This is a genomic window from Nocardia jejuensis NBRC 103114 (assembly GCF_001613145.1).
Taxonomy (GTDB): Bacteria; Actinomycetota; Actinomycetes; order Mycobacteriales; family Mycobacteriaceae; genus Nocardia; species Nocardia jejuensis.
The window spans coordinates 36,107-57,897 of sequence record NZ_BDBU01000022.1 but is presented as its reverse complement, the minus strand read 5'-3'; the positions used below and the strand labels follow the sequence as shown (position 1 = coordinate 57,897).

The window sequence follows — 21,791 nt, the reverse complement described above, 5'->3', positions numbered from 1 at the left end:
CTCGGGGCGATGCCCCTCACCGTGCCGGCGTATCAGCCGAGCATGCCCGCCAGACGCGCGCCGATCAGCTCTTCGGCCTCGGTGACCATGCGCGAGACCAGCTCGCCACAGGTCGGGATGTCGTCGATGAGGCCCTGCACCTGACCGGCCGACCAGATGCCGGCGTCCAGATCTCCCTCTTCGAACACCTTGCGACCGCGCGCACCGGCGACCAGATCGCGCACGTCCTCGAACTTGCCGCCGGCCTTCTCGATCTCGACGACCTTGCGGCTGATCTCGTTGTCGGCCACGCGCGCGGTGTTGTGCATGGTGCGGAAGATGAGCTGGGTGGCCCGCTCGGAATTGGCGACGATCTGCTCCTTGACCGTCTGGTGGATCGCCGACTCCTGGGTGCACATGAAGCGGGTGCCCATGTTCACGCCGTCCGCGCCCAGCGCCAGCGCCGCGACCAGGCCGCGCGCGTCGGCGATGCCACCGGAGGCGATGACCGGAATGTCCAGCGCCTTCGTGGCGGCCGGAATCAGGATCAGGCCCGGTACGTCGTCCTCACCCGGGTGCCCGGCGCATTCGAAGCCGTCGATGCTGACGCCGTCGACGCCGATCTTCTGCGCCTTGAGGGCGTGCCGCACGCTGGTGCACTTGTGCAGCACCTTGATACCGGCGGCCTTGTAGTACGGCAGGAAGGGCTCGGGGTTGGAACCCGCGGTCTCCACGATCTTCACCCCGGAGTCGATGATCGCCTTCATGTACTCCTCGTACGGCGGCGGGTTGATCGACGGCAGGATGGTGACGTTCACGCCGAAAGGCTTGTCGGTCAGCGCACGCGCGCGCTCGATCTCCTCGAGCAGCGCCTCGGGCGTCGGCTGGGTCAGGGCGGTGATGATGCCCAGGCCACCGGCCTCGGAGACGGCGGCGGCGAGTTCGGCGCGGCCGACCCACATCATGCCGCCCTGGACGATCGGATGCTCGACCCCGAAGGTCTCGGTGAACCGTGTACGCAGAGCCATTGGCAGTGTCCTCTCGAGCCTCTCGCGGAATGGCTCGATACTCGCATAGTTGCATATGGGGGTTCAACCCCGATGTGAGTGGGAGTTTGCACCTGTGGCTACCACTTTGCGGCGAACCTGGGGATAACTCGAACCCACCGCCGACCGGGGCAAGTCTAGCTTCCATGCTCTGAGCTGCTGAATGAATGACTGATAAATTCAGGGTAGAACCTTCTCTGTAACCCTTGTCACGCCAAAAAGTTAGTTGCTATTCTCACCTGAGACCCTGCCGTCGATGCCGCCGGAAGAGCCGGTCGGAGGACCAGGCGACAGGGTGCGAAGGGAGTTCGTGTGACCGTCGGTATGCAGCTGCTCGACGAGCCGATCCGGTCGCGGCGCAATCACTGGGTGAATCAGATCGCCACCCACGCGGTGATGCGACCGGACCACGTCGCCTTCCGATGCAAGGGCGTGGACACCACATGGCGGGCGCTGCACCAACGCTCGGAGCAGTTCGCGGACGCGCTGGCCCGTCGAGGGGTCGGGTTCGGCGATCGTGTGCTGCTGCTGGCCCTGAACTACACCGAGTACATCGAGGCCGTCATCGGCATCAACGCGCTCGGCGCGATCGCGGTGCCGGTGAACTTCCGGCTCACCCCGCCGGAGGTCGCGTTCATCGTGGCCGACAGCGGCGCGAAGGCCATCGTGACCGACAGCGTGCTGGCGCCGCTGGCGAGCGCCATGCTCGCGCAGGCGCCGGATCTGCGGACCTGCGTGGTGATCAACGGGTCGAGTGACGACACGGTGATCGGCTACGACGACTTCCTGGCCGAGGTGGGCGAACCCCATGCGCCGCTGGACATTCCGGAAGACACCCCCTGTCTGATCATGTACACCTCGGGCACCACCGGCACCCCCAAGGGCGCGGTACTCTCGCACGCGAACATGAATTCCCAGGGCATCACCGCCTTCCGCGCCATGGACATCACCCCGGACTCGGTGGGCTTCTGCACCTCCCCGCTGTTCCACATCGCCGGATTGGGCAGTCTCACACCGTATTTCCTGCTCGGCGGCAAGACGGTGCTGCATCCGCTCGGTGCGTTCGACGCCACCGAATGGCTCGACGCCGTGGAGGCCGAGCAGGCCACCACCGCGTTCTGTGTGCCCGTGCAGTGGCAGCTGATCTGCGAGGAGCCCACGGTCACCCAGCGCAAGCTGGCGTTGAAGATGCTGTGCTGGGGTGCAGCCCCGGCCTCGGACTCGGTCCTGCGGGCCATGGCCGACAGCTTCCCCGAGGCGCAGAACGTCGCGGTGTTCGGTCAGACCGAGATGTCACCGATCACCTGTGTGCTCGAGGGCAAGGACGCGCTGCGCAAGCTCGGCTCGGTCGGCAAGCCCATCCCGACCATCCAGGTCCGCGTCGTGGACGACGAGATGAACGACGTCGCCCCCGGGGAGATCGGCGAGATCGTCTACCGCGGCCCGACCATGATGTCCGGCTACTGGAATCGTCCCGAGGCGACCGCGGAAGCCTTCCACGGCGGCTGGTTCCACTCCGGGGACCTGGTTCGCCAGGACGAGGAGGGCTTCGTCTACGTGGTGGACCGCAAGAAGGACATGATCATCTCCGGCGGCGAGAACATCTACTGCGCCGAGGTGGAGAACGTGCTCTTCGCGCATCCGAAGATCCACGAGGCCGCGGTCATCGGCCGCGCGCACGAGAAGTGGGGCGAGGTGCCGGTCGCGGTCCTCGCGCTGGTTCCGGGCGTGCAGGAGCTCACCCTCGAGGAGCTGACTCCGTTCCTGAACGAGTCGCTGGCGCGCTACAAGCACCCCAAGGAACTGGTGCTGGTGACCGAACTGCCGCGCAACGCCAGCGGCAAGGTCGTGAAAGTCGCACTGCGCAAGGAGTTCTCGGCTTGATGCCGGTTCGGATCGGTATCAGATGACGCGGGGGTAGGTACCCGCTGATTTCGCGCCCGCTGTGTGTGCCCGCAGCGGGCGCGAAGTGCCGTCTAGATCATGTCTTTCTTGGTCAGCCAGCGCATGATGGGCCAGCCGCAGAACACCGGCAGCCAGCAGGTCAGCACCCGGTAGAGCAGCACCGAGGGCACCGCGATGGAGGCGGGCACGCCGAAGGCGGCCAGACCGCCGATGAGCGCGGCCTCCACGGCGCCCACACCACCGGGCGTCGGCGCGGCCGAGGCGAGGGTGCCGCCGATCATGGTCACGATGGTGACCGTCACGAAAGTCGTACTCCCGCCGAAGGCCTCGATGCTCGCCCACAGCGCCAGCGCCATGCCGAGCGTCGTGGTGGCGCAACCGCCGACGATCATGGCCAGCCGCGTCGGCCGCCGGGCGAGATCCTTGAGCTGCGCGAGCACCTCGGTCAGCTGCGGGCGCACCTCGTTGCTCAGCCAGCGCCGCACCGTAGGAATCAGGATGGAGACGCCGAGCGCGCCCAGCAGCGCGCCCGCCACCAGGTACAGCACCGTGGCGCTCGGGACGAAATGCGACAGGTTCGTCGAAACACCCGCCGCCACACTGAATATCAGTAGCAGCACCAGGTGCGTGACCACCTGCACGGTCTGCTGCAGCGCCACCGCCGCGGTGGCGCGCACCGCGCCCAGACCGCCCTTCTGCAGGAATCGCACGCTCAGCGCCAGCCCGCCGACACCAGCCGGCGTGGTGGTGGCCGCGAAGGTGTTCGCCACCTGCATGAGCAGCAGGTTTCGGAAGTTCACGGCCTCGGACGCGCACGCCCACAGGGCCATCGCCGCACCGACATAGGTCAGCGCCGAGACCGTGAACCCGAGGATCGCCCACCACGAATTCACCTTGCTCAGTTCGGAAGTGAACGTCGGCACCGCGCTGATGTACGGATACGCCACGTACACCAGGCCGATCAGCAGGACCAGCTGGATGATCTGGTTGCGCGAGAACCGGGTGATCTGCGCGGCCTCGATCTTGTCCTCGCCGGTCTGCTCGGCGACCTCGGCGCGGACCGCTTTCATCAGGTCGCCCGAATCCTCGATGGATTTGCGCACGTGCACGGGCAGGGCGGCTCTGCTCAATCGGCGCGAGCCCTGCAGCACCGGGTCCTTGCCCAGGACCTCGATCGCGGTGCGCACCGCGATCTCCCCGCCGAACAGCGCCGCGGAGGACAGCAGCAACTGCGCCACATCGGAATCGAAACGTACGTCGTAGGCGCCGAATTCGGCATAGGTGAAGCCGGCGAACTGGACCGCGCCGTCATTGATCCGGATTTCCTCGGCCCGCAGATCGCCGTGTGAGATCTGGGCCTGATGCATGATCTGCAGGGCCTGCCACACCATGGCCAGGGTCTGCTCACCGTCCGAGGAGGACAGCGACTTGCCCGATCTGATGGTGTGCGCGTACAGCATCCAGTCGCGATCCAGGGCCGCGACCGTGAGCGGTTTGGTGCTGGCCAGCCCGAGATCGGCGATGGCGAAACCCATCAGCGCACGATGCTCCACCGCGCGCCGCATGGACGAGAAAAGCGCCACGTGCTCACTGCTGCGCACAGTGAGCCAGCGGCGCAACTGTCTGAGCGCGCCGCGGCTGCGCTGATTCTGTCCGTACAGTTCGACGATCAATTCATCGGCGGGCGGCGCGATCTCGATGACCTGCCCGCCGGGTGTGTGCAGCACCGAGACCGGCAGATCACCGGTCTTGACCAGCGACATCGGTTCGGGCACAGCGGTATCGGCGGCTCCGTCATCCGTACCCGAGCCCGCGGCGGCGGTGGTGGGGCGCGGTTCGGTGGAGGCGGTCTCGAGTGTGGTCGCCGCCGAAAGCACCAGCGGCCCATGGCCGCCGGGGCGCAGCACCTTGAACGCGGTGACCCGATACCCGCGCTGTGCGAGCACGCGCACCGCCGCCTCCAGCGGCACCTCCAGCGCGGGCGTGCCGACCACCAGCACGATGACCGCACCCACCAGCCAGCCCACGCCCAGACCCAGCAGGGCCCGGGCCGGAACCACGAGGCTCACCACCAGGTGGATCGGCACGAACGCCAGCAGCAGCGTCCACCACCAGCGCCGGCCGCGCTTGGGCAGCCACGGACTCGCCACGGTCAGGGTGGCAGCCAGCATGGCGATCCAGCGCGGATCGTCCAGGAACTGCGACAGGAACGTGTTGACCTGCTGCGCTTCGGACAGATGCCAGCGGGGCGCGGTGAATCCGGTGCCGGTGATGGAGAACAGCAGTCCCGCGATCAGACCCGCGGACAGGTAGCCGCCCAGCAGCTTCCACTGTCGTCCCCACACCAGGCGCACGAAGACCGCGAAGGGCAGCGCCAGGATCGCGATGCCGTAGAGGATGTAGACCAGATTGGACTGTTCCGGCGTCAGGAATCCGACGATGCCGGAGACCGAGCTTTCCAGGTTTTCCCACTGCGGCCGCGTGATGAGCGAACCGGTGATGATGACGGCCACCAGTATCGCGGACAGCACGACGCGCAAGATGTCATTCGTCCGGCGGATCCGCGGCTGCAGCAGGCTGCCGGAGACGGGAATCTCCCGCCCGTCGACTCGCATGTCCTATACGCGCTTTCGGATCGTGGGAACGGCTGCGGTCCCATGGTCGGCTCGGTGTGCGTTCGCGGCTCGAAACGGGGTCACCGTGCTCTCACCACGCTCGTTACCGTAACCCGTCCGGCCGACGAAGTGGGACGAGCCCGTCTCCGACGGGTGTCCGGCGTGTCTGTTTTGAGTACTTTTTCGCTGGGAACGGCAGGTTTCGGGCTCAGGCCGTCTCGTCGGGTTTCTCCGGCACGGGCGCGGGCGGATCGGCCGTGGGCACCCGATCGGCCGAGGTGGTGGCGGGCATGCGCTGCGAGGGCGGCAGCAACCAGTCCATCAGCGAGGCCGAGCCCCGCGCGCGGGTATTGATCAGGCCCGAGCCCACCAGCACGCCCAGCGCGATGGCCAGCACCGACAGCAATACGTTGAGCAGCACCTGAAGTCCGTTCCCACCCGAGCTGTTGACCAGGTCCGAGACCGCCGTCAGACCCATCCCGCCGGGCACCAGCATCCAGAACGCGGGCAGGAACGCGACCTGGGTGGGCGGGGCGTTCCGATTGCGCTGCACCAGATACGCGGTCGGCACCGCGACCAGCCCGCCGAGGAACGCGCCCAGCAGCGCCCCGCCGGCCCGGATGCCGAGCTGTTGGGCCGCGAAGGTCACGTAGAGCACCAGCAGCAGCCACCAGACCGATTTCGGTGGTGCGCTCGAGCGCCACGAATGCCCGATCCCGATGAGCAGTACGCCGAGGATCGGGGCCCACCAGCCCAGCGAGGTCGCCGGAATGTCCGGCGGTCGCGGTCCGAGCAACTGCAATCCGATGTAGATGCCGAAGGCGAGCAGCAGCAGCTTGTTCAGCCCGGCGACGGTCCGCGCCGAGCCCGCGACCATCGAGCCGGTCGCCAGTTCGATCGCGCCGTTGGTCAGCATCATGCCCGGCAGCAGGGCGGCGACCGCGGGGATCAGCAGCTGTGAGGGCTGCCCGCCACCGAGCGCGTGCGGAAAACCGAAGGCCAGCAGGGTCACCACCGTGCCCGCGGTGACCGGCAGCGCGAGCGACAGCAGCGGCACCCGGTCCGCCAGCATGATCAGCAGCTGCACCACCAGGCCGAGCACCACGTAGCCGGCCAGCGCGTGCACCGTCGGGTTCAGGATCAGCCCCAGGCCCAGCGTGAGGACCACATTGCCCAGCAGCATGAGCCAGACCGCCGTGGGCCGCTTCGCGGCGAGGATCTCTTCGAGTCGCGCCGTGACCTCGGCCGGGGGCGGCAGGTGATGCTTCATATCGTCGAGCACCCGATAGACCCGGGCGATCTGATCCAGCCGCAGGATGTCGTTGGAGGTCTCCTGCAGATCCACCGCCGAGCCGCGCGAATCCTGCACGCGCACGAACACACCCGTGGGCAGCACGAAGAACTGGACCTCGGCGACGCCGTACCGGTGTGCGGTGTCGCCGAGCAGGTCCTGCACGCGATCGGTGGTCTCACCCGAGCCGATGAGCATGACGCCGAGCAGACGCAGCAGGGTGAGCAGATCCGTCGGGATCGGCGGTTCGTCGGGCGGCGGCGGATCGTGGCGTTCGTGCGCCCCGGAGCGTTTCACCACCCGCCGCACCAGCCAGTCGTCGAACACTCCGCTCGCGCGCCGGGCCATGCCGGTGAGGCGAGTGCCGGGCGGCGTCGCGGCGGCCGCGTGACGAGGTCGCGGCCGGGGCTGCCGTGCTGCCGTGTCCAATTCGCCTCCGCATCGCTTCGGCTGTCAACCTCGGGGAACGCTTCCGGTCTACCGAAACAGCAACTTTGTGGCAATCAGACCCTAACGTGAGATCGGCCATGCGTTCGGTTCCGTCGCGGCTTCGGTTATGCCCGTTCGGTCAAGAATGTGAACTGTGACGGGAATGGTGGATAGCTTCCAGCATTCTTCTGTTCGGAAATTGTGTGACGTCCCACCGGGCGAAGCCGGGTATACCTATCGGTAGCGTCATCCATAATCTGGAAGACATGGATATCGATACGCGACTGCTGCGTTACTTCCTGGCGGTCGCCGATACCGAGAGCCCGCAGCGGGCGGCGCAGCGACTGCACGTCGCCCAGCCCGCGCTGGCCACCCAGATAAAACAGCTCGAACAGCTCCTCGGTGTGGAACTGTTCATTCGCTCGCGCGCGGGCTGGACCCTGACCGCCGCCGGAAAGGTGCTCGCCGCACAGGTCCCCACGCTGCTGGCCAATTGGGACCGAATCCTGCGCGATACCAAGAGCGATGCCAGCCGGGCCTCGCGCATGCTGCGGCTGGGCTGCGTGAACAGCGCCGCCGACGGGTACATCCCCGAGATCATCCAGGTCTTCCACCGTTTGCACCCGGACTGGCAGGTCGACGTCCACCAGGGCGGCTGGACCGAACCCACCGCCGGGCTGGACGAGGGCGATGTGGACGTCGCGCTGCTGCGGCTGCCGTTCCCCGGCATGGGCGACTACCACGTGCGGGAGATGTTCACCGAGCCCCGCTGGATCGCGCTGCCCGAGGACCATCCGCTGGCCGGACGCGACGACATCGCGTTCCGTGAACTGTGGGACGAGCCCTATGTCGCCTCACCGGCGGAAACCGGCTGGTGGCGCGACTATTGGATGGGGCTGGACTCGCGCCCCGCCGATACCGCCATCATCGGGGCCATGGCCCGCAACACCGAGGAGTGGTTGCGCGCCATCGCCGCCGGGTACGGGGTCAGCTTCACGCCCGTCTCGACCGCTCGCGTCAATGCCCATCCGGGCGTGGTGTTCCGGCCGGTGCAGGGCATCGGGCCCACCCGCGTCGCACTGGTGTGGCCGGACGCCTCCGAGGCCGATCCCGTTGTGCGCTACTTCATTCGGTGCTGCACCGATATCATCGGGCACCAGGGCACCGACGGACGCCGCACTTCCTGAGGGGGTGAATATCGGTGTCACACAGGCTCACCGGCCCCGGTGCGCACCCGCGAACCCCGCGTTCTTAACCTGTGCGAATGGATATGGATACCCGGCTGCTGCGGTATTTCGTGGCCGTCGCCGAGGAGGGGCATCTCACCCGGGCCGCGCGTCGTCTCTATATCTCCCAGCCCGCTCTGACGAAACAGATCAAACAACTCGAACAACAGCTCGGCGTGGAATTGTTCGCCCGCTCCCGCACCGGGATGAGTTTGACCGAACCCGGCCGTGTCTTCGCCGAACACGCGCCGATCCTGCTGGCGGGCTGGGATCGGATGCTGCGCGAAACCAAGAGCGGCGCCAGCCGGGCCGCCAAGGTATTGCGGGTCGGCTTCATCGCCAGTGCCGCAAACGAATTCACCCCCGAGATCGTCTCGGCGTTCCGGCGTGATCATCCCGGCTGGCGGGTCGACATGCGCCAGACCGGGTGGACCGATCCGAGCGCCGGACTCGCGGACGGCGATGTGGACGCGGCGCTGGTGCGCCTGCCGTTCCCCGGCCACGAAAACTTCCGCACCACAGCTCTTTTCGCCGAGGACAGATGGCTGGCGCTCCCCGCCGCGCATCCGCTGGCGACCTCGTCCGAGCTCGAGTTCCGGGAACTGTGGACCGAGCCGTTCGTCGCCGCGCCACCGGAAAACGGCTGGTGGCGCGACTTCTGGATCGGGCTCGATGCCCGACCGGCCGATACCGCGGTGATCGGCGCGATCGCCCGCAATACCGACGAGTGGCTCACCGCCATCGCCAACGGGTTCGGCATCAGCTTCACCCCCGAATCCTCGGCGCGGTACTACCCGCGCCCCGGCGTCGTCTATCGCCCGGTGCGTGGCATCGGCCCCAGCCGGGTCGCGGTGGCCTGGCCCGCGACGTCGGAGGGCAATCCGCTGGTCCGTGATTTCATCGCGTGCTGCGTGCGGGTCTGCGCGGCCGCCTAGCTCTCGAGCACCGCCATGGCGGCATTGTGCCCGCCGATCCCGCTGACGCCGCCACCGCGGACCGCGCCCGCCCCGCACAGGAAGATATTGCGGTGCCCGGTCGCCACTCCCCAGCGGGTGCCCGGATCCTCGCCCTCGCCCTTGCGATACGGAAAAGCCAGGTCCGCGTGGAAGATATGACCGCCCGGGAGCCCGATCTCGGCCTCGAGCTCCACCGGGGTGCGCGCCTCCAGGCACGGGCGCCCGTTGGCGTCGTAGGCCAAGCAGTCGCTGATCGGCTCGGCCAGCACCGAATCCAATTGCGCCAGTGTGGCATCCACCAGCTTCTGCTTGACCTCCAGCGGATCGTCGGCGAAAAGCCGTGCCGGGGTGTGCAATCCGAACAGGGTCAAGGTGTGCATACCCTGTTCCTGCAGGTCCATGGACAGGATGGACGGATCGGTCAGGGTGTGACAGTAGATCTCCGAGGGCGGTGCGGCGGGAATCCGCCCGGCGGCAGCCTCCCGGTACGCCTGATCGAGCTGGGTCGCCGATTCGCCGATGTGAAAGGTTCCGGCGAACGCGGTGCGCGAATCCACCGAGCGATCCCGGAGTGTGGGCAGGTGCCGCAGCAGCATATTGATCTTCAGCTGCGCGCCTTCGGGTTTCGTCCGCTCCTCGCCCATCATGCGGGCCAGCTCGTAGGGGGCCGCGTTGACCAGCACGTGGCGAGCGGTCACCGTGCCGGTGCCGCAGCGCGTGCTGTCGTACGCGAGTTGTGCTGTGTCGCCGTCGGTCTCGATTCCGGTGATGGTGCAGTCGGTCACCACCGCCGCGCCGGCGTGCCGGGCCGACCTCAGCAGGGCGTCGGTCAGCGCGCCCATGCCGCCGATCGGCACGTTCCAGTCGCCGGTGCCGCCGCCGATGACGTGATAGAGGAAGCAGCGATTCTGCAGCAGGGTCGGATCGTGGGCGTGGGTGAAGGTGCCGATCAGCGCGTCGGTGAGCACGATGCCGCGCACGGTGTCGTCGGTGAAGGCCTCCTCGACCGAAACCCCGAGTGGCCGTTCGAAGATGGCTTCCCAGGCCGCGGAATCGTCGACCACGGCCTCCAATTCGGTGCGCGTGGGCAGCGGCTCGGTCAGCGTCGGGAACACCCGTTCGGCCAGGCGCGCGGTGGTGCCGTAGAAGCTCTGCCAGGCCCGGAAATCGCGATCCGAGCCGGTCACGCGCACGAAGCTCTCCCGGGTGCCGGACTCGGATCCGCCGTCCACCAGCAGTCCCCCGTCCCCGACCGGGGTGTAGGAGGAGATCCGGCGACGCCGAGTCGCGAAGCGCAGTCCCAGATCTCGCACGATCCGATCCGGTAGCAGGCTCACCAGGTACGAGTACCGCGACAGCCGCGCGTCGACGCCCTCGAACACCTTCTCCGACACGGCCGCACCGCCGGTGTGGCTGTTGCGCTCCACGACCAGCACCGAACGCCCGGCCCGGGCCAGATACGCCGCGGCCACCAGTCCGTTGTGACCGCCGCCGACCACCACCACGTCATACGACCCGTGCGCGGGCCCACCCGACGACGTCACCCGTCCACCTTCAACGGCACCCATGGTGCGACTCTAGGCCAGGTCGGGCAGGCGTTCGGCGATAGCCAGAGAACATGTCCGGCTTGCCCGGAGCCGGTGTCAGCGGGTGGTCATATCCAGTGCCGCCAGATGGCTGAACAGCACCGAGGCGCCGATCGGATTGCCGCCGCCGGGGTACACGGTGCCGCTGACCGCGGCCATGGTGTTGCCCGCGGCGTACAGGCCCGGGATCGGTTCGCCGGATTCGGTGAGCACCCGCGCGGCGGTGTCGGTGCGCAGCCCGCCCTTGGTGCCCAGATCGGAGATGCCGAACGCGGCGGCGTGGAACGGACCCCGCGCGATCGGCGTCAGCGGCGACTCGCCCTGGGAGAAGGCCCGGTCGTACGCCTCGTCGCCGCGCCCGTAGTCCTCGTCCACGCCCGCCTCGGCCTGCTTGTTGAAACGGGCCACCGTCGCGACGAGCGTCTCGGCGTGCACGCCGATCTTCGCCGCGAGCTCCTCGAGGGTGTCGGCGGTGTGCCACAGGCCCGCTCGCACGTACTCCTGTGCGTCGCGCATCGGCACATTGCTGGCCTTGATCGGCGGTACCGCGCCCTCGGCGTCGTCGTAGATCATCCAGAACGGGAGGGCGACCGTCCCGGCCTGGATCGCCTCGATGATGCCGCGGCCGAGCCGGTCGTACGCGGCGGACTCGTTCACGAACCGTTCCCCGGCCTGATTCACGAAGATGCCGCCGGTGAACCAGAGCGCGAACGCCGCGCGCCCGTCCGGATGGATCAGGCCGGGGGACCACCAGGCCTGATCCATCAGATCGGTGTCCGCGCCGGCGGCGATCCCCGCCTCGTGCGCGCGGCCCTGGTTTCCCCAGGGCCCCATGGTGTCCCGCGCCTCACCGGGAACTGCGTAGCGCTCGCGCATCTCGGCGTTGCCCTCGAAACCCCCGGCCGCCAGCAGAACTCCCTTGCGCGCGCGGATCGCCACCCGCGCCCCGTCGCGCTCCACGATCGCACCCAGCACCGCGCCGTCCCGCACGACCAGTTCCACCAGCGCGGAGTTCAGGTGCAGAGATACGTTGGGGTACTTGGTGAGTGCGAGCAGGAACCGGCCGATCAGGGCCCGTCCGCCGACCAGATAGTCCGGCTGCGGCTCCCCGTTCCGGTCGGTGCCCAGCGGGCCGCGCACCGACTCGCTCAGGTCACCGAGCTTCGCTGCCTTCAGCGGTTTGGGAATGATGTGGCGGTTGCCGTCCAGCCGCGCCTTGGGGGCTTTGCCGAAGTAGTCGGGCCAGGGGAACGTCTGGAAGAGGAAGGCGTCGTCCTGTTCGAGATACTCGATGACCTTCGCGCCGTTGCGCACATAGGTCTCCTGCATCGGTGCGGGCGTACGGTCCCCGACCACCGCCCGGAAGTAGGTGAGCGCGTCCTCGAACGTGTCGTCGACCCCGGCTCGCCGCAGTACCGGATTGCAGGGGAACCACATGCCACCGCCGCCGGAATAGGACGTGGTCCCGCCGAATTTCTCGGTGGCCTCGACCACCGCGACGCTCAGGCCCTCACGCGCGGCCGTATACGCCCCGGCCAGCCCGCCGCCGGACCCCGCGACCAGCACATCGACTTCTTCGTTCCAGTCCGTCACTGCCACTCCTGAACTCGTCCCGGTCCGACGCTAACCCGGAAATCCGATGCCGAGTCCACGTGTCCCGGTGGTCAGGAAAGCACATCGCCGAACAAAACACATCGCCGAGTTTCCGGGGCGGTGATCGCCGCCGGTCGCTCAGGCGGCGTCCCACGGGATCAGCACGATCTTGCCGCGCACCCGGCCCGATTCGCTGAGGTCGAGCGCCGCGGCGGCGTCGGCCATCGGCAGCACCCGCTCGATGTGCACCCGCAGCTGTCCGCGTCGCACCAGTTCCGAGACCTCCCGCAGGCCCTCGCCCGAGGGTGTGACGAAATGGCGATGGAAACGCGGATCTGTGAGCGCGTCCTCGCGCTGCGCGTCGATCAGGCGGCCGTTCGGGCGCAGCACCGACAGCGAACGCGGGCCGTACTCGCCGCCGACCAGATCGAACACCACATCCAGATCGGTGGCGACAGTGGTGAAATCGGTTGTCGTGTAATCGATCACCTCGTCGATGCCGAGCGCGCGCAGGAAATCGTGGTTGACCGCGCGGGCGGTGCCGAGCACGTACGCGCCGCGCGCCTTCGCTGCCTGCACCGCCAGATGCCCGACACCGCCCGCGGCCGCGTGCACCAGCACCCGCTGGCCCGCGCGCACCTCGCGCAGGGCCTGCACCGCGGTGAGGGCGGCGGTCGGCAGGGCGGCGGCGTGGACGTGATCGATGGACGAGGGTTTGTGATCCAGGAAATCCGCGGGCGCGGCGGTGTATTCGGCGTAGGCGCCCGAGCGGCTCAGCACCATGCCGTAGACCTCGTCCCCGACCCGGAACCGGGTCACGTCCGCGCCGACCTCGGTGACCGTGCCCGAGACGTCCAGGCCCAGCGTGAACGGGGGCGGGCCGAGCTTGTCGACCACGCCCGCTCGCAGTTTCCAGTCGGCGGCGTTCACCGAGGTGGCGGCCACCCGCACCAGCACCTCACCCGTGCCGGGGCGCGGAGCCGGAACCTCCACCGTCTCGAGCACATCCGGTCCACCGAGGGTCTTCTGACTGATCGCTTTCACGCTCACGATTCTTCGACGGATAGTATCCAAGGGGAAGAAGGCACTTGTTCGATCCCGAGGTACCTGATGGATACTGTCTCCGAGCTCGAAGAATCCGGCAATCTGGTCGACAGTTATCTGACCAGATGCCCGGCGCGCGATGTGCTGGCGGTCCTGGCGGACAAATGGGTGCTGCTGGTGCTGGGCGTGCTGCGCTCGGGCGAAGGCCCGATCCGGTTCAACGAACTGCGCCGCCGGATGGACGGCATCACCCAGAAGATGCTGACGCGGACCCTGCGCGACCTCGAACGCGAAGGGCTGGTGCGGCGCTCGGTCTACCCGACAGTGCCACCGCGCGTGGAGTATTCGCTAACACCGCTCGGGCAGGACCTGGGCCGGATCACCCATGCCATGGGGCAGTGGGCCGTGCGCAACGCGGACGAGATCACCACTGCCCGAGCCGAATTCGACGAACGCATGGCCCGGGAACCGGAACCGATCAGTTCTTGACGGCCAGCACCCACGCCTGCGGGGTGCGCTCGTCGGGCCGCGCCTCCCGGCTCAGTTGCGCGATGACCCGGAAACCGTTCCGCGACAGCACGTCCGCGAAGGAATCGATGTTCCAGCGGTAGGAGGTCGCCACCCGGTGCTGGTACTCGATGACGCCCGGCTCCACCGCGGACTGGAAACCGAAAAGCGCGTACCCGCCGGCGCGCAGCGTGCGGGCGAGCTCGGTGAGCACCGCGGGAACGCGCTGCGGCGGAGTGTGGATGATCGAGTACCAGGCCACCACGGCCGCCGTCGAGCCGTCGCCCATCGGCAGCGATTCGATCGCTCCCTCCTCGAATCGCAAGTCCGGATAGGCCTTTCGCGCCAGCCGGATCATCTCGGGAGACAGATCGATCCCGGAGACGTCCAGACCCAGCCCGCTCAGATGCGCGGTGATCCGTCCCGGTCCGCAGCCGAGATCCACCACCGGACCGGATTCCGCGCCGTGCACCAGCTCCGCGAAAATGCTCAGCGCGGCCCGGTCGAACGGGTTCTCCGCCATGATGTTCCGGGCCATTTCCTCGTACTGCTCGGCGAGCGCGTCGTAGGACCGGCGCGTCACCTGCACATCATCGACCTCGGTCATGGCTTCGACTCTAGGCGAGCCGCGCACTCGGGATCGTTCAGCTCACCGCGCCGGTGGACGGCGTGCGAACCACCCGCTGCACGCCGTTCACCCGGACCCGCAGCAGGGTTTCCGGTCCCATCCGGGTGCTCAGCGGCCACAGCGCGAACTCCACGTATCGGCGGAAGTCGCGGAGAAGTGTGGGGGTCCGGGTGCGATGCCGCCACACCGCGCGCTCCACCCCCGGTCGCAGCCAGCCCTTTCCGAGCATGAGCACGGTCACCCGGGGCGTGAGCCCCAGTCCCGCCTCGGAATCCAGCTCCACCCGCAGCACCTCGGCCTCACGCACGATGTGCGCCGCACCGCGATGGCCCGCGTCGACCACCAGCTCCTGGCCCTCGGTCAGTTCGGCCGCCGCGGCCGCGAGATCGTCGAAGAACTGCCGCCATTCGCGATCGACCGCCCGGCGCGCGGTCCGCTGCTGCTCGAGCACCAGGCGTCGCGCGCGCTCGGCCGGATCGACCAGATACAGCTCCACGGTGTCCACGCCGATCACCAGGCCGAGCGCGAGTGCGCCGAAGGTCCACACCGGACCCTGTGCGTGCCACAGGGTTCCGTGCACGGGCATGCCGAATTCGGCCCGGAAGCCCTCCACCGCCCTGGTGTACGCGGCGGTCAACTGCTCGTGGATCTCGGCCGGGACGCCCTCGTCGAACAGGTACGAGTCGATGCTGTCGCTGATCGTCAGGCAGATCGCCTCGAGCCGCTCACCGTCATAGCAGAACCGGGCTCGCGGACCGTCCACTCGCACCTCGGTCTTCAGCCACACCACCTTGTCCGCCCGGCCCGCCTCGCCCTCCGGCTGCCATCCGACCTGCTCGATGAAGCGGGACAGGTCCGCGCGCGACCAGGTCCAGTCGAATTTCATCGCGGTACGGGCGATCTCGATGGCCGCGGGCACCTCGATCCGCAACGGGCCGCTGTCGAATCCGTACGGGGCGTTCGCGCGCAGGAACTCCGCGCGCTGGGACCGCGAGGTCGGATGCGGCGCGATTCCCAGCGGCGCGATATCCAGATCCTCGCCGCCTTCGACCCACGCATCGGCGACCAGGTCGGTGCCGGCCCGCACGTTCAGCGTGCGCAGCGCGTCCACCAGGCAGGCCGCGAACCGGCTGATGGCCTCGGAACCCGCACCGCGCGCCATGGTGCGCCACCAGTTCGACTGCTCGGCGGCCGTCCAACCGCTCGCGAGCAGCGTCTCCTCGATCTCGGCGTCGTATCGCCAGGTGGGATCGATGAATTCGCTCCGGCTGAGCTCGCCGCGCAGCTCCGCGCCGTCCAGGCTGACCTGGACGAACCGCCCCCCGGGAGCGGTGACGACGAGCCGGGCGTCGGCGGGCAGCCGGTCCAGATACTCGGCCAGATCCTCCGCGAAGCGTCCCCACCCGCCCAGCGCGGTCCGCCGTCGCGCAGCGTCGTGCCGCCGGTCCATCCAGTACCGCTGCTCCACCGGATTCACCAGCATCAGATCGACGGTGCCGTCCCCGAACGCCAGTCCCGCAACGAGATTCGGGAAGACCCAGCCAGGTCCCTCCTCGGGGCCCGCGCCGTTCTCGGGCTCACCCCACTTCCCGGCGAACGCGGCCCGCACCCGCGCGAGCGCGTCGGCGAGCAGGTCCGCACTGCCGAAACCACCCCGCGGCGGGCAGTCCGACACGGTGATTCGCACATAGCCCAGACCGCGGCGGCTACCCCAGAACATCGCCGAGTCACCCCAGACCCGCAGTTTCGTGCGGGAGAACACCGCCCCGTCGCGCATCGTGCCGACCGGTTCCGGTGCGGTCCACCCCACCCGACCGGCGAATCGCCCGATATCCCCGGCCCCCCAGGTCCATCCGAACCCCACCGCGGCCTCGACGATCTCGACCGCACCCGCGCTGTCCACACGAACCTCGAAACCCACCCAGCGACAGTAACCGCCGACCCGATCCGCCGCGCCACCTTCCCACCCGCCGGATATCCACCGGCCCGCCCCGGCCACGGTCCGATCTACGCTGGCGAGGTGCCCCTAGTCGAGGTGACCTACGCCCCCCACGTGCCCGAGTCGACGCTTCGTCAACTGGCGGAGCAACTTCCGCACGCGGTCTCGCTCGCGGTGCGGTGCCCCGAGGAACCCTACGACGGGGATCTCCAGCCCGGTGACGTCGAGATCCGATTCCGGCAGCTGGGCCCGTTCGACCGCAGCGGGCTGGACGCGGTGATCGAGGTGCGGTCCAAATGGTTCGAGAGCCGGGCGCGCGACCGCCAGGCGCGCTGCGATCTGCTGCACGAACTCATCGCGGGCGGAACCGAACTGGCGGACTTCGGGATCTACCTGTCGCTGCCGGTCGCGGCCTGGGCGCAGACCGAATAGGTGGGTGAGAGCGGCGGGCCACGGGGGAGCGACGTCCAGGCATGGGGCGGTGTCGGGCCACAGGGCGCATGAACCCATCGGGCCGTTGTGTCGGCACGGATACACAGTGAACGTCGCTGCGCGGACAGAGCATTCGGGTGCGAGCCCGAAGAATCGTTCTCATCAGCCCGACCCGATGAGAGGCACGAACCATGACCGATCGCGCATCCGGCATCTCCGCCCTGCTTCGCACGGCGGCCGTCGCACTCGCCGCCACCGGAGCCCTGGCTCTGTCCGCCTACCCTGCCGCCACCGCACAGCCGACCACCTCACCCGGGGTGTCCGCGCCCGTGCTCGAGCGCAATCAGGGCTGGCTGAAGATGTCGGCCGGAATCGCGCCCGCGAACGCGAATGCCGTTCAGCTGAAGGTGGAGAACAACCCGACCGTCGGCCCGCGCGTCACCGACAAGGACGGACGCTCGCTCTACCGCTTCGACAAGGACACCGCCGATCCGTCGAAGTCCAACTGCGCCGGCGACTGCGCCGTCACCTGGCCGCCGCTGCTGGTCACTCGCGGCCAGACGCTCTATGTGCAGGGCATCGACCTGACCCGGACCGGTTTCATCGAGCGCGCGGACGGCACCTGCCAGATCACCGTCGGCGGCTGGCCGGTCTACTATTTCGCCAAGGACCAGAACCCCGGTGACCTCAAAGGCCAAGGCGTGGGCGGAACCTGGTTCGCCGTCGCACCCGACGGCGGCAGGGCCCTGGCGAAGTAGCCGCACGCGTGCGGCGCGAACCTCGCTCGGAACTCGACACTCACGATTCCCTCGTGCGAACGGTCTCGAGGCGCAGCTGGATCAGTTCGGCCAGTCGGGACCGGTGCTGCGCCGGGCTGCCGAGCCCGAGCTGATCGGCCTTGGCCCGCTTGAGGTACAGGTGCGCGGGATACTCCCACGTCATCCCGATTCCGCCGAGGAGCTGAACGGCCTCCTCGGCCGCGTGCACGGCGACGTCGCCGCAGTGCGCGGCGGCCACCGCGACCGCGACCTCGGTGTCGGGATCCGCCGTGGCGAGGGTTCCGGCAGCGTATGCGGCTGTGGCGCGGGCGGATTCGATCTCCACGTACAGATCCGCGAGCCGGTGTTTGAGCGCCTGGAACCCGCCGATCGCACGCCCGAATTGGCGGCGAATCTTCACGTACTCCACCGTGTTGTCCAGGCACCAGTCCGCCACACCCACCTGTTCGGCGGCAAGCAGACCCGCGCCCATCCGCAGGCTCTGCCGCAATGCCGCCGCACCGGCGGACGCGGGCACGACGACCCGGCCGGGTACGCGCGAGAGTGTGACGTCGGCGAGCGGCCTGGTCATATCGAGGGAGATCACCGGATCGAGCCGCGCCCGCGAACTCGGTACGGCGTGGATCTCGGTGCCCGCGCCGGTCCGCACCGCCGCGAGAAGCACATCCGAGTCCAGCGCCCCCGCCACACTTCTGACCCTGCCGGACAGCGAGCCGTCGGAATCGATGTGCAACACCGGGATCCGGGCAGCGCTCACCTCGGAGAACGACGCCAGCAGGGCCGCGGTGATCTCGCCCAGCGCGAGCCGGCCGACCAGGTCCGAGTCCCCGGCGAGCAGTACGGTCGCGGCGATCACGCTGCTGCTCAGGAACGGCACCGGAGCGACATATCGCCCCAGTTCCTGCAGCACCACCGCGGCGTCGCGCGCGGAACCGCCCGCCCCGCCTCGACTTTCGGGTATCAGCAGCCCCGCGAGCCCGAGCTCGACCGCGATCGGGCGCCACAGCGCCGTCGTCAGCGTCCGGTCACCGGAGTAGGCGTGCAGCACCTGCGCCGGATCGCAGCGATCGGAGAGCAGCGACCGTATCGAATCACGCAGTGCCGCTTCGGTATCGGTGTCGAGCAGCGCGATGTCCTCGCTCATCTGATCAGGTCCTTCCACGCGACGTCCTTGTCCGCACGCGGTTCGATCGGCAGCCCGAGCACTCGCTCGGAGATGATGTTCCGCATGATTTCCGAGGTCCCGCCTTCGATCGAGTTGCCTTTGGCCCGCAGGTAGCGATAGCCCGCGCCGCGCCCGGCGAAGTCGACGCGGTCCGGGCGCACCATGGTCCAGTCGTCGTAGCGCAAACCGTCCTCGCCGAGCAGTTCGAGCTCGAATCCGGACAGCTGCTGACTGATTCGCGCGAAAGCGAGTTTGAGCGCCGAGGTCTCCGGTCCCGGCTGGCCGGTGGCGACGCGCTGGCGCAATCGCGCGGCCGAGAGCCGCGCGGCTTCGGCGTCGACCCAGAGCCGCAGCAGTCTGTCCTGCAGTTCGGGGGTGTGCCGGCCGGGGTTCCTGCGCCAGGTCCGGGTCACCGCGCCGAGCATCCCGTCTTCGCGGGCGGTAGCGCGTCCGCCGATGGAGACGCGCTCGTTGTTGAGGGTGGTGTTGGCGACCCGCCATCCCGCGCCCTCCGGCCCGAGCCGGTTCGCATCCGGGATCCGCACATCTGTGAGGAAGACCTCGTTGAACTCCGCCTCCCCGGTGATCTGCCGCAGCGGTCGCACATCCACCCCGGGATCGGTCATATCGCAGATGAAATAGGTCAGTCCCGCGTGCTTGGGCAGGCTCGGATCGGTGCGCGCCACCAGGATCGCGAGGTGCGCTTCGTGCGCGGCCGAGGTCCACACCTTCTGTCCGTTGACGATCCAGTCCTGCCCGTCCCTGACCGCCCGTGCGCTCACCGCGGCCAGATCCGATCCGGCTCCCGGTTCGCTGAACAGCTGGCACCAGATCTGCTCACCGGTCCACAGCGGCCGCAGGAACCGTTCCTGCTGCTGCGGGCTGCCGCACGCGAGGATGGTCGGCGCCGCCATACCGAGCCCGATCCCGTTGAGCTCGGCCCGGTTTCCGGGTGCCCCGGCCTGCTCGAACAACGAATCGACGAAGGGCTGCAACTCGCGGTCGGCCGCCGATCCGCCCAATCCCGCGGGAAAGTGGACCCAGGCCAGCCCCGCGTCGAATCTGGCCCGGTGAAAGGCGACCGGATCCGTCGTCCCGGGATGGTTGTCGGTCAGCACCTCGGATACGCGGCGGCGCAGCTGCTCGCGCACCGCATCGGCATTCGTCATTTCCCGATCTCCTTCACAGCCGCGATCCCCACCGACAGCAGCGGCTCCACGACCTCGCCGACGGACTCGAATCCGGACCCGACAGTCTGGCCCTGCAGGTAGCGGTAGTGGATTCCCTCGATGATCACCGCGAGCTTGAACGAGGCCAGTGCGAGATAGAAACCGATCTGGGTGAGGTCCCGGCCGGTCAGTGCGCTGTAGCGCTCGAGAATCGCTGTCTCACCCAGGAATCCGGGTGCGGTGACCACATCGGTGGCCACGGGTATTCCGAGTGCGCCGAGGCGCTGGTAGAGCACGAGCAACCCGATGTCGGTGAGCGGATCGCCGAGTGTGGCCATCTCCCAGTCGATGACGGCGGCGACCCGGTCTCGCGCGTCGATGAGCACATTGTCGAGGCGGTAGTCGCCGTGCACGATGCGCGGCGCGGAGTCCGCTGTCCGGTGTGCGGCCAGCAGCCGGTGCAGTTCGGCGGCCGCGGGCAGCTCGCGCGAGTGCGAGGCGTCGAGTTGCTGCTTCCAGCGCCGAACCTGACGTTCCAGAAACCCGTCCGGCCGCCCGAAATCGCCGAGACCCACGGAGACGGGGTCGATCGAGTGCAGTGCGGCGAGGGTATCGATCAGCCCGGTCGATATCGCGCGCGTGCGGTCCGGGCCGAGCGCGGTGAGTTCGTCGCGGGTGCGATACGGCGCACCGGCGACGAATTCCATCAGATAGAAAGGCGCGCCGATGATCTCGTCGTCCACGCACAGCAGGTAGGTGTCCGGCACCGGAACGCCGGTGTCGCCCAGCGCGCTGATCACGCGATGCTCGCGGGCCATATCGTGAGCGGTCCTGAGCACATGGCCCAGGGGCGGCCTGCGCAGCACGAACACCACCGATCCGTCGGTGATCTCGTAGGTCAGGTTGGATCGGCCACCGGTGATGAGTCGTCCTCGTAGCTCGCCGGCGATCAGGTCCGGGTGGGCGCCGGACAGCCAGGCGGTGAGGTCGCGCAGATCCAGGCCGGGAAGGTCCGTGCCGTAGTGGCGGCTGCTCATCAGGGCACCAGCACCGCGACGCATTCGGCGACGCACGCCGGCTTCGCCGAACCCTCGAGTTCCACGGTCACCGTGCTCAGCGCCCGAAATCCCAGTGCGCCAGGGGATATCGAGATCAACTCGACTCCGGCGCGTATCCGCGATCCGACCACCACCGGCGCCGGAAATCGCACCTTGTCAACGCCGTAGTTCACACCCATCGACAGGTTCCGCACCGTGTACACCTGACCCGCCAGCATCGGCGCCAGCGACAGAGTGAGGTATCCGTGCGCGATCGTGGCGCCGAAGGGACCGGCCGCTGCTCTGGCCGGATCGGTGTGAATCCACTGGTGATCGCCGGTCGCCGCGGCGAACATGTCGATCTGCTCCTGCGTGATCGTGTGCCACCGGCTGTGGCCCAGATGGGTGCCGACGGCCTTCTCGAATTCGGCGAGTCCTTGGAATGTCTTCATTCGCGACGGTCCT

At 68.4% G+C, this 21,791-nt stretch carries 18 protein-coding genes; 6 read left to right on the top strand and 12 right to left on the bottom strand.

Features of this window, described 5'->3' with window-relative positions:
- Positions 1 to 32: 32 nt before the first annotated feature.
- Positions 33 to 1,007 (bottom strand): NAD(P)H-dependent flavin oxidoreductase, encoded by a 975-nt coding sequence (locus NJ1_RS17700; protein ID WP_174557090.1) that lies wholly within the window; start codon positions 1,005 to 1,007, stop codon positions 33 to 35.
- Between the two features lie 330 nt (positions 1,008 to 1,337).
- On the opposite strand from NJ1_RS17700, the gene fadD5 reads away from it, so the two are divergent.
- Positions 1,338 to 2,909 carry a fatty-acid--CoA ligase FadD5 gene (fadD5, locus tag NJ1_RS17695; RefSeq protein ID WP_067695285.1) on the top strand — a complete coding sequence of 524 codons (1,572 nt, stop codon included), beginning with the start codon at positions 1,338 to 1,340 and terminating at the stop codon, positions 2,907 to 2,909.
- 92 nt (positions 2,910 to 3,001) lie between these two features.
- On the opposite strand, the gene NJ1_RS17690 is transcribed toward fadD5, so the two are convergent.
- The gene (locus NJ1_RS17690) at positions 3,002 to 5,545 is read right to left on the bottom strand and encodes a lysylphosphatidylglycerol synthase transmembrane domain-containing protein (RefSeq protein ID WP_245717437.1); all 2,544 of its coding nucleotides are present in this window, start codon (positions 5,543 to 5,545) and stop codon (positions 3,002 to 3,004) included.
- 208 nt (positions 5,546 to 5,753) lie between these two features.
- Complete coding sequence (locus NJ1_RS17685; protein ID WP_157574062.1) at positions 5,754 to 7,265, bottom strand: threonine/serine exporter family protein; 1,512 nt, start codon at positions 7,263 to 7,265, stop codon at positions 5,754 to 5,756.
- 266 nt (positions 7,266 to 7,531) lie between these two features.
- Between NJ1_RS17685 and NJ1_RS17680 the strand changes: the two genes are divergently transcribed.
- Together NJ1_RS17680 and NJ1_RS17675 are read left to right on the top strand one after the other, a co-directional pair.
- The gene (locus NJ1_RS17680) at positions 7,532 to 8,452 is read left to right on the top strand and encodes a LysR family transcriptional regulator (protein WP_067695279.1); all 921 of its coding nucleotides are present in this window, start codon (positions 7,532 to 7,534) and stop codon (positions 8,450 to 8,452) included.
- Positions 8,453 to 8,529: 77 nt separating this feature from the next.
- A complete protein-coding gene (locus NJ1_RS17675; RefSeq protein WP_067695276.1) occupies positions 8,530 to 9,426 on the top strand; it encodes a LysR family transcriptional regulator in 897 nt (298 codons plus the stop codon).
- Here the strand turns inward: NJ1_RS17675 and NJ1_RS17670 are convergent.
- The 3 genes from NJ1_RS17670 to NJ1_RS17660 form a co-directional block, all read right to left on the bottom strand.
- Entirely contained in the window at positions 9,423 to 11,015 is a 1,593-nt protein-coding gene (locus tag NJ1_RS17670) for a phytoene desaturase family protein (RefSeq protein WP_067695274.1), read from the bottom strand. The two genes, NJ1_RS17675 and NJ1_RS17670, sit on opposite strands and share 4 nt — an antisense overlap.
- Positions 11,016 to 11,090: 75 nt before the next feature.
- On the bottom strand, positions 11,091 to 12,626 hold the full coding sequence (locus NJ1_RS17665) for an FAD-binding protein (RefSeq protein ID WP_067695272.1): 1,536 nt from the start codon (positions 12,624 to 12,626) through the stop codon (positions 11,091 to 11,093).
- 138 nt (positions 12,627 to 12,764) lie between these two features.
- A complete protein-coding gene (locus NJ1_RS17660) occupies positions 12,765 to 13,670 on the bottom strand; it encodes an NADP-dependent oxidoreductase (RefSeq protein WP_067695270.1) in 906 nt (301 codons plus the stop codon).
- Positions 13,671 to 13,736: 66 nt separating this feature from the next.
- Between NJ1_RS17660 and NJ1_RS17655 the strand changes: the two genes are divergently transcribed.
- Positions 13,737 to 14,159 carry a winged helix-turn-helix transcriptional regulator gene (locus tag NJ1_RS17655; RefSeq protein WP_067695268.1) on the top strand — a complete coding sequence of 141 codons (423 nt, stop codon included), beginning with the start codon at positions 13,737 to 13,739 and terminating at the stop codon, positions 14,157 to 14,159.
- Here NJ1_RS17655 and NJ1_RS17650 read toward each other — a convergent pair.
- Complete coding sequence (locus NJ1_RS17650; RefSeq protein ID WP_067695267.1) at positions 14,149 to 14,784, bottom strand: class I SAM-dependent DNA methyltransferase; 636 nt, start codon at positions 14,782 to 14,784, stop codon at positions 14,149 to 14,151. The genes NJ1_RS17655 and NJ1_RS17650 overlap by 11 nt on opposite strands.
- A gap of 37 nt (positions 14,785 to 14,821) precedes the next feature.
- Complete coding sequence (locus NJ1_RS17645; protein WP_067695266.1) at positions 14,822 to 16,726, bottom strand: DUF6301 family protein; 1,905 nt, start codon at positions 16,724 to 16,726, stop codon at positions 14,822 to 14,824.
- A 99-nt stretch (positions 16,727 to 16,825) separates the two neighbouring features.
- Here NJ1_RS17645 and NJ1_RS17640 point away from each other — a divergent pair, with 99 nt between their 5' ends.
- Complete coding sequence (locus NJ1_RS17640) at positions 16,826 to 17,176, top strand: hypothetical protein (protein ID WP_067695265.1); 351 nt, start codon at positions 16,826 to 16,828, stop codon at positions 17,174 to 17,176.
- Between the two features lie 191 nt (positions 17,177 to 17,367).
- The gene (locus NJ1_RS17635; protein WP_067695263.1) at positions 17,368 to 17,934 is read left to right on the top strand and encodes a hypothetical protein; all 567 of its coding nucleotides are present in this window, start codon (positions 17,368 to 17,370) and stop codon (positions 17,932 to 17,934) included.
- Positions 17,935 to 17,974: 40 nt separating this feature from the next.
- Here the strand turns inward: NJ1_RS17635 and NJ1_RS17630 are convergent, their stop codons facing one another.
- Genes NJ1_RS17630 through NJ1_RS17615 form a run of 4 tightly spaced genes read right to left on the bottom strand, consistent with a single transcriptional unit; the run spans position 17,975 to position 21,778 of the window.
- Complete coding sequence (locus tag NJ1_RS17630) at positions 17,975 to 19,099, bottom strand: acyl-CoA dehydrogenase family protein (RefSeq protein ID WP_067695500.1); 1,125 nt, start codon at positions 19,097 to 19,099, stop codon at positions 17,975 to 17,977.
- Positions 19,096 to 20,289: an acyl-CoA dehydrogenase family protein gene (locus NJ1_RS17625; RefSeq protein ID WP_067695260.1), complete on the bottom strand. Its 1,194-nt coding sequence runs from the start codon at positions 20,287 to 20,289 to the stop codon at positions 19,096 to 19,098. Before NJ1_RS17625 ends, NJ1_RS17630 begins: the two co-directional genes overlap by 4 nt.
- Complete coding sequence (locus NJ1_RS17620; RefSeq protein WP_067695257.1) at positions 20,286 to 21,326, bottom strand: phosphotransferase family protein; 1,041 nt, start codon at positions 21,324 to 21,326, stop codon at positions 20,286 to 20,288. The genes NJ1_RS17625 and NJ1_RS17620 overlap by 4 nt, the downstream gene beginning before the upstream one ends.
- Positions 21,326 to 21,778: a MaoC family dehydratase gene (locus NJ1_RS17615; protein ID WP_067695253.1), complete on the bottom strand. Its 453-nt coding sequence runs from the start codon at positions 21,776 to 21,778 to the stop codon at positions 21,326 to 21,328. The genes NJ1_RS17620 and NJ1_RS17615 overlap by 1 nt, the downstream gene beginning before the upstream one ends.
- Positions 21,779 to 21,791 lie beyond the last annotated feature (13 nt).

Excerpts from the sequence above, each read along its gene's own strand:
- NJ1_RS17675 (WP_067695276.1), top strand. The coding sequence starts at position 8,530 with ATGGATATGGATACCCGGCTGCTGCGGTATTTCGTGGCCGTCGCCGAG.
- NJ1_RS17625 (WP_067695260.1), bottom strand. The coding sequence starts at position 20,289 with ATGACGAATGCCGATGCGGTGCGCGAGCAGCTGCGCCGCCGCGTATCC.
- NJ1_RS17670 (WP_067695274.1), bottom strand. The coding sequence starts at position 11,015 with ATGGGTGCCGTTGAAGGTGGACGGGTGACGTCGTCGGGTGGGCCCGCG.
- NJ1_RS17620 (WP_067695257.1), bottom strand. The coding sequence starts at position 21,326 with ATGAGCAGCCGCCACTACGGCACGGACCTTCCCGGCCTGGATCTGCGC.
- NJ1_RS17700 (WP_174557090.1), bottom strand. The coding sequence starts at position 1,007 with ATGGCTCTGCGTACACGGTTCACCGAGACCTTCGGGGTCGAGCATCCG.
- NJ1_RS17655 (WP_067695268.1), top strand. The coding sequence starts at position 13,737 with ATGGATACTGTCTCCGAGCTCGAAGAATCCGGCAATCTGGTCGACAGT.
- NJ1_RS17615 (WP_067695253.1), bottom strand. The coding sequence starts at position 21,778 with ATGAAGACATTCCAAGGACTCGCCGAATTCGAGAAGGCCGTCGGCACC.
- NJ1_RS17690 (WP_245717437.1), bottom strand. The coding sequence starts at position 5,545 with ATGCGAGTCGACGGGCGGGAGATTCCCGTCTCCGGCAGCCTGCTGCAG.
- NJ1_RS17680 (WP_067695279.1), top strand. The coding sequence starts at position 7,532 with ATGGATATCGATACGCGACTGCTGCGTTACTTCCTGGCGGTCGCCGAT.
- NJ1_RS17630 (WP_067695500.1), bottom strand. The coding sequence starts at position 19,099 with ATGAGCGAGGACATCGCGCTGCTCGACACCGATACCGAAGCGGCACTG.
- NJ1_RS17650 (WP_067695267.1), bottom strand. The coding sequence starts at position 14,784 with ATGACCGAGGTCGATGATGTGCAGGTGACGCGCCGGTCCTACGACGCG.
- NJ1_RS17635 (WP_067695263.1), top strand. The coding sequence starts at position 17,368 with ATGACCGATCGCGCATCCGGCATCTCCGCCCTGCTTCGCACGGCGGCC.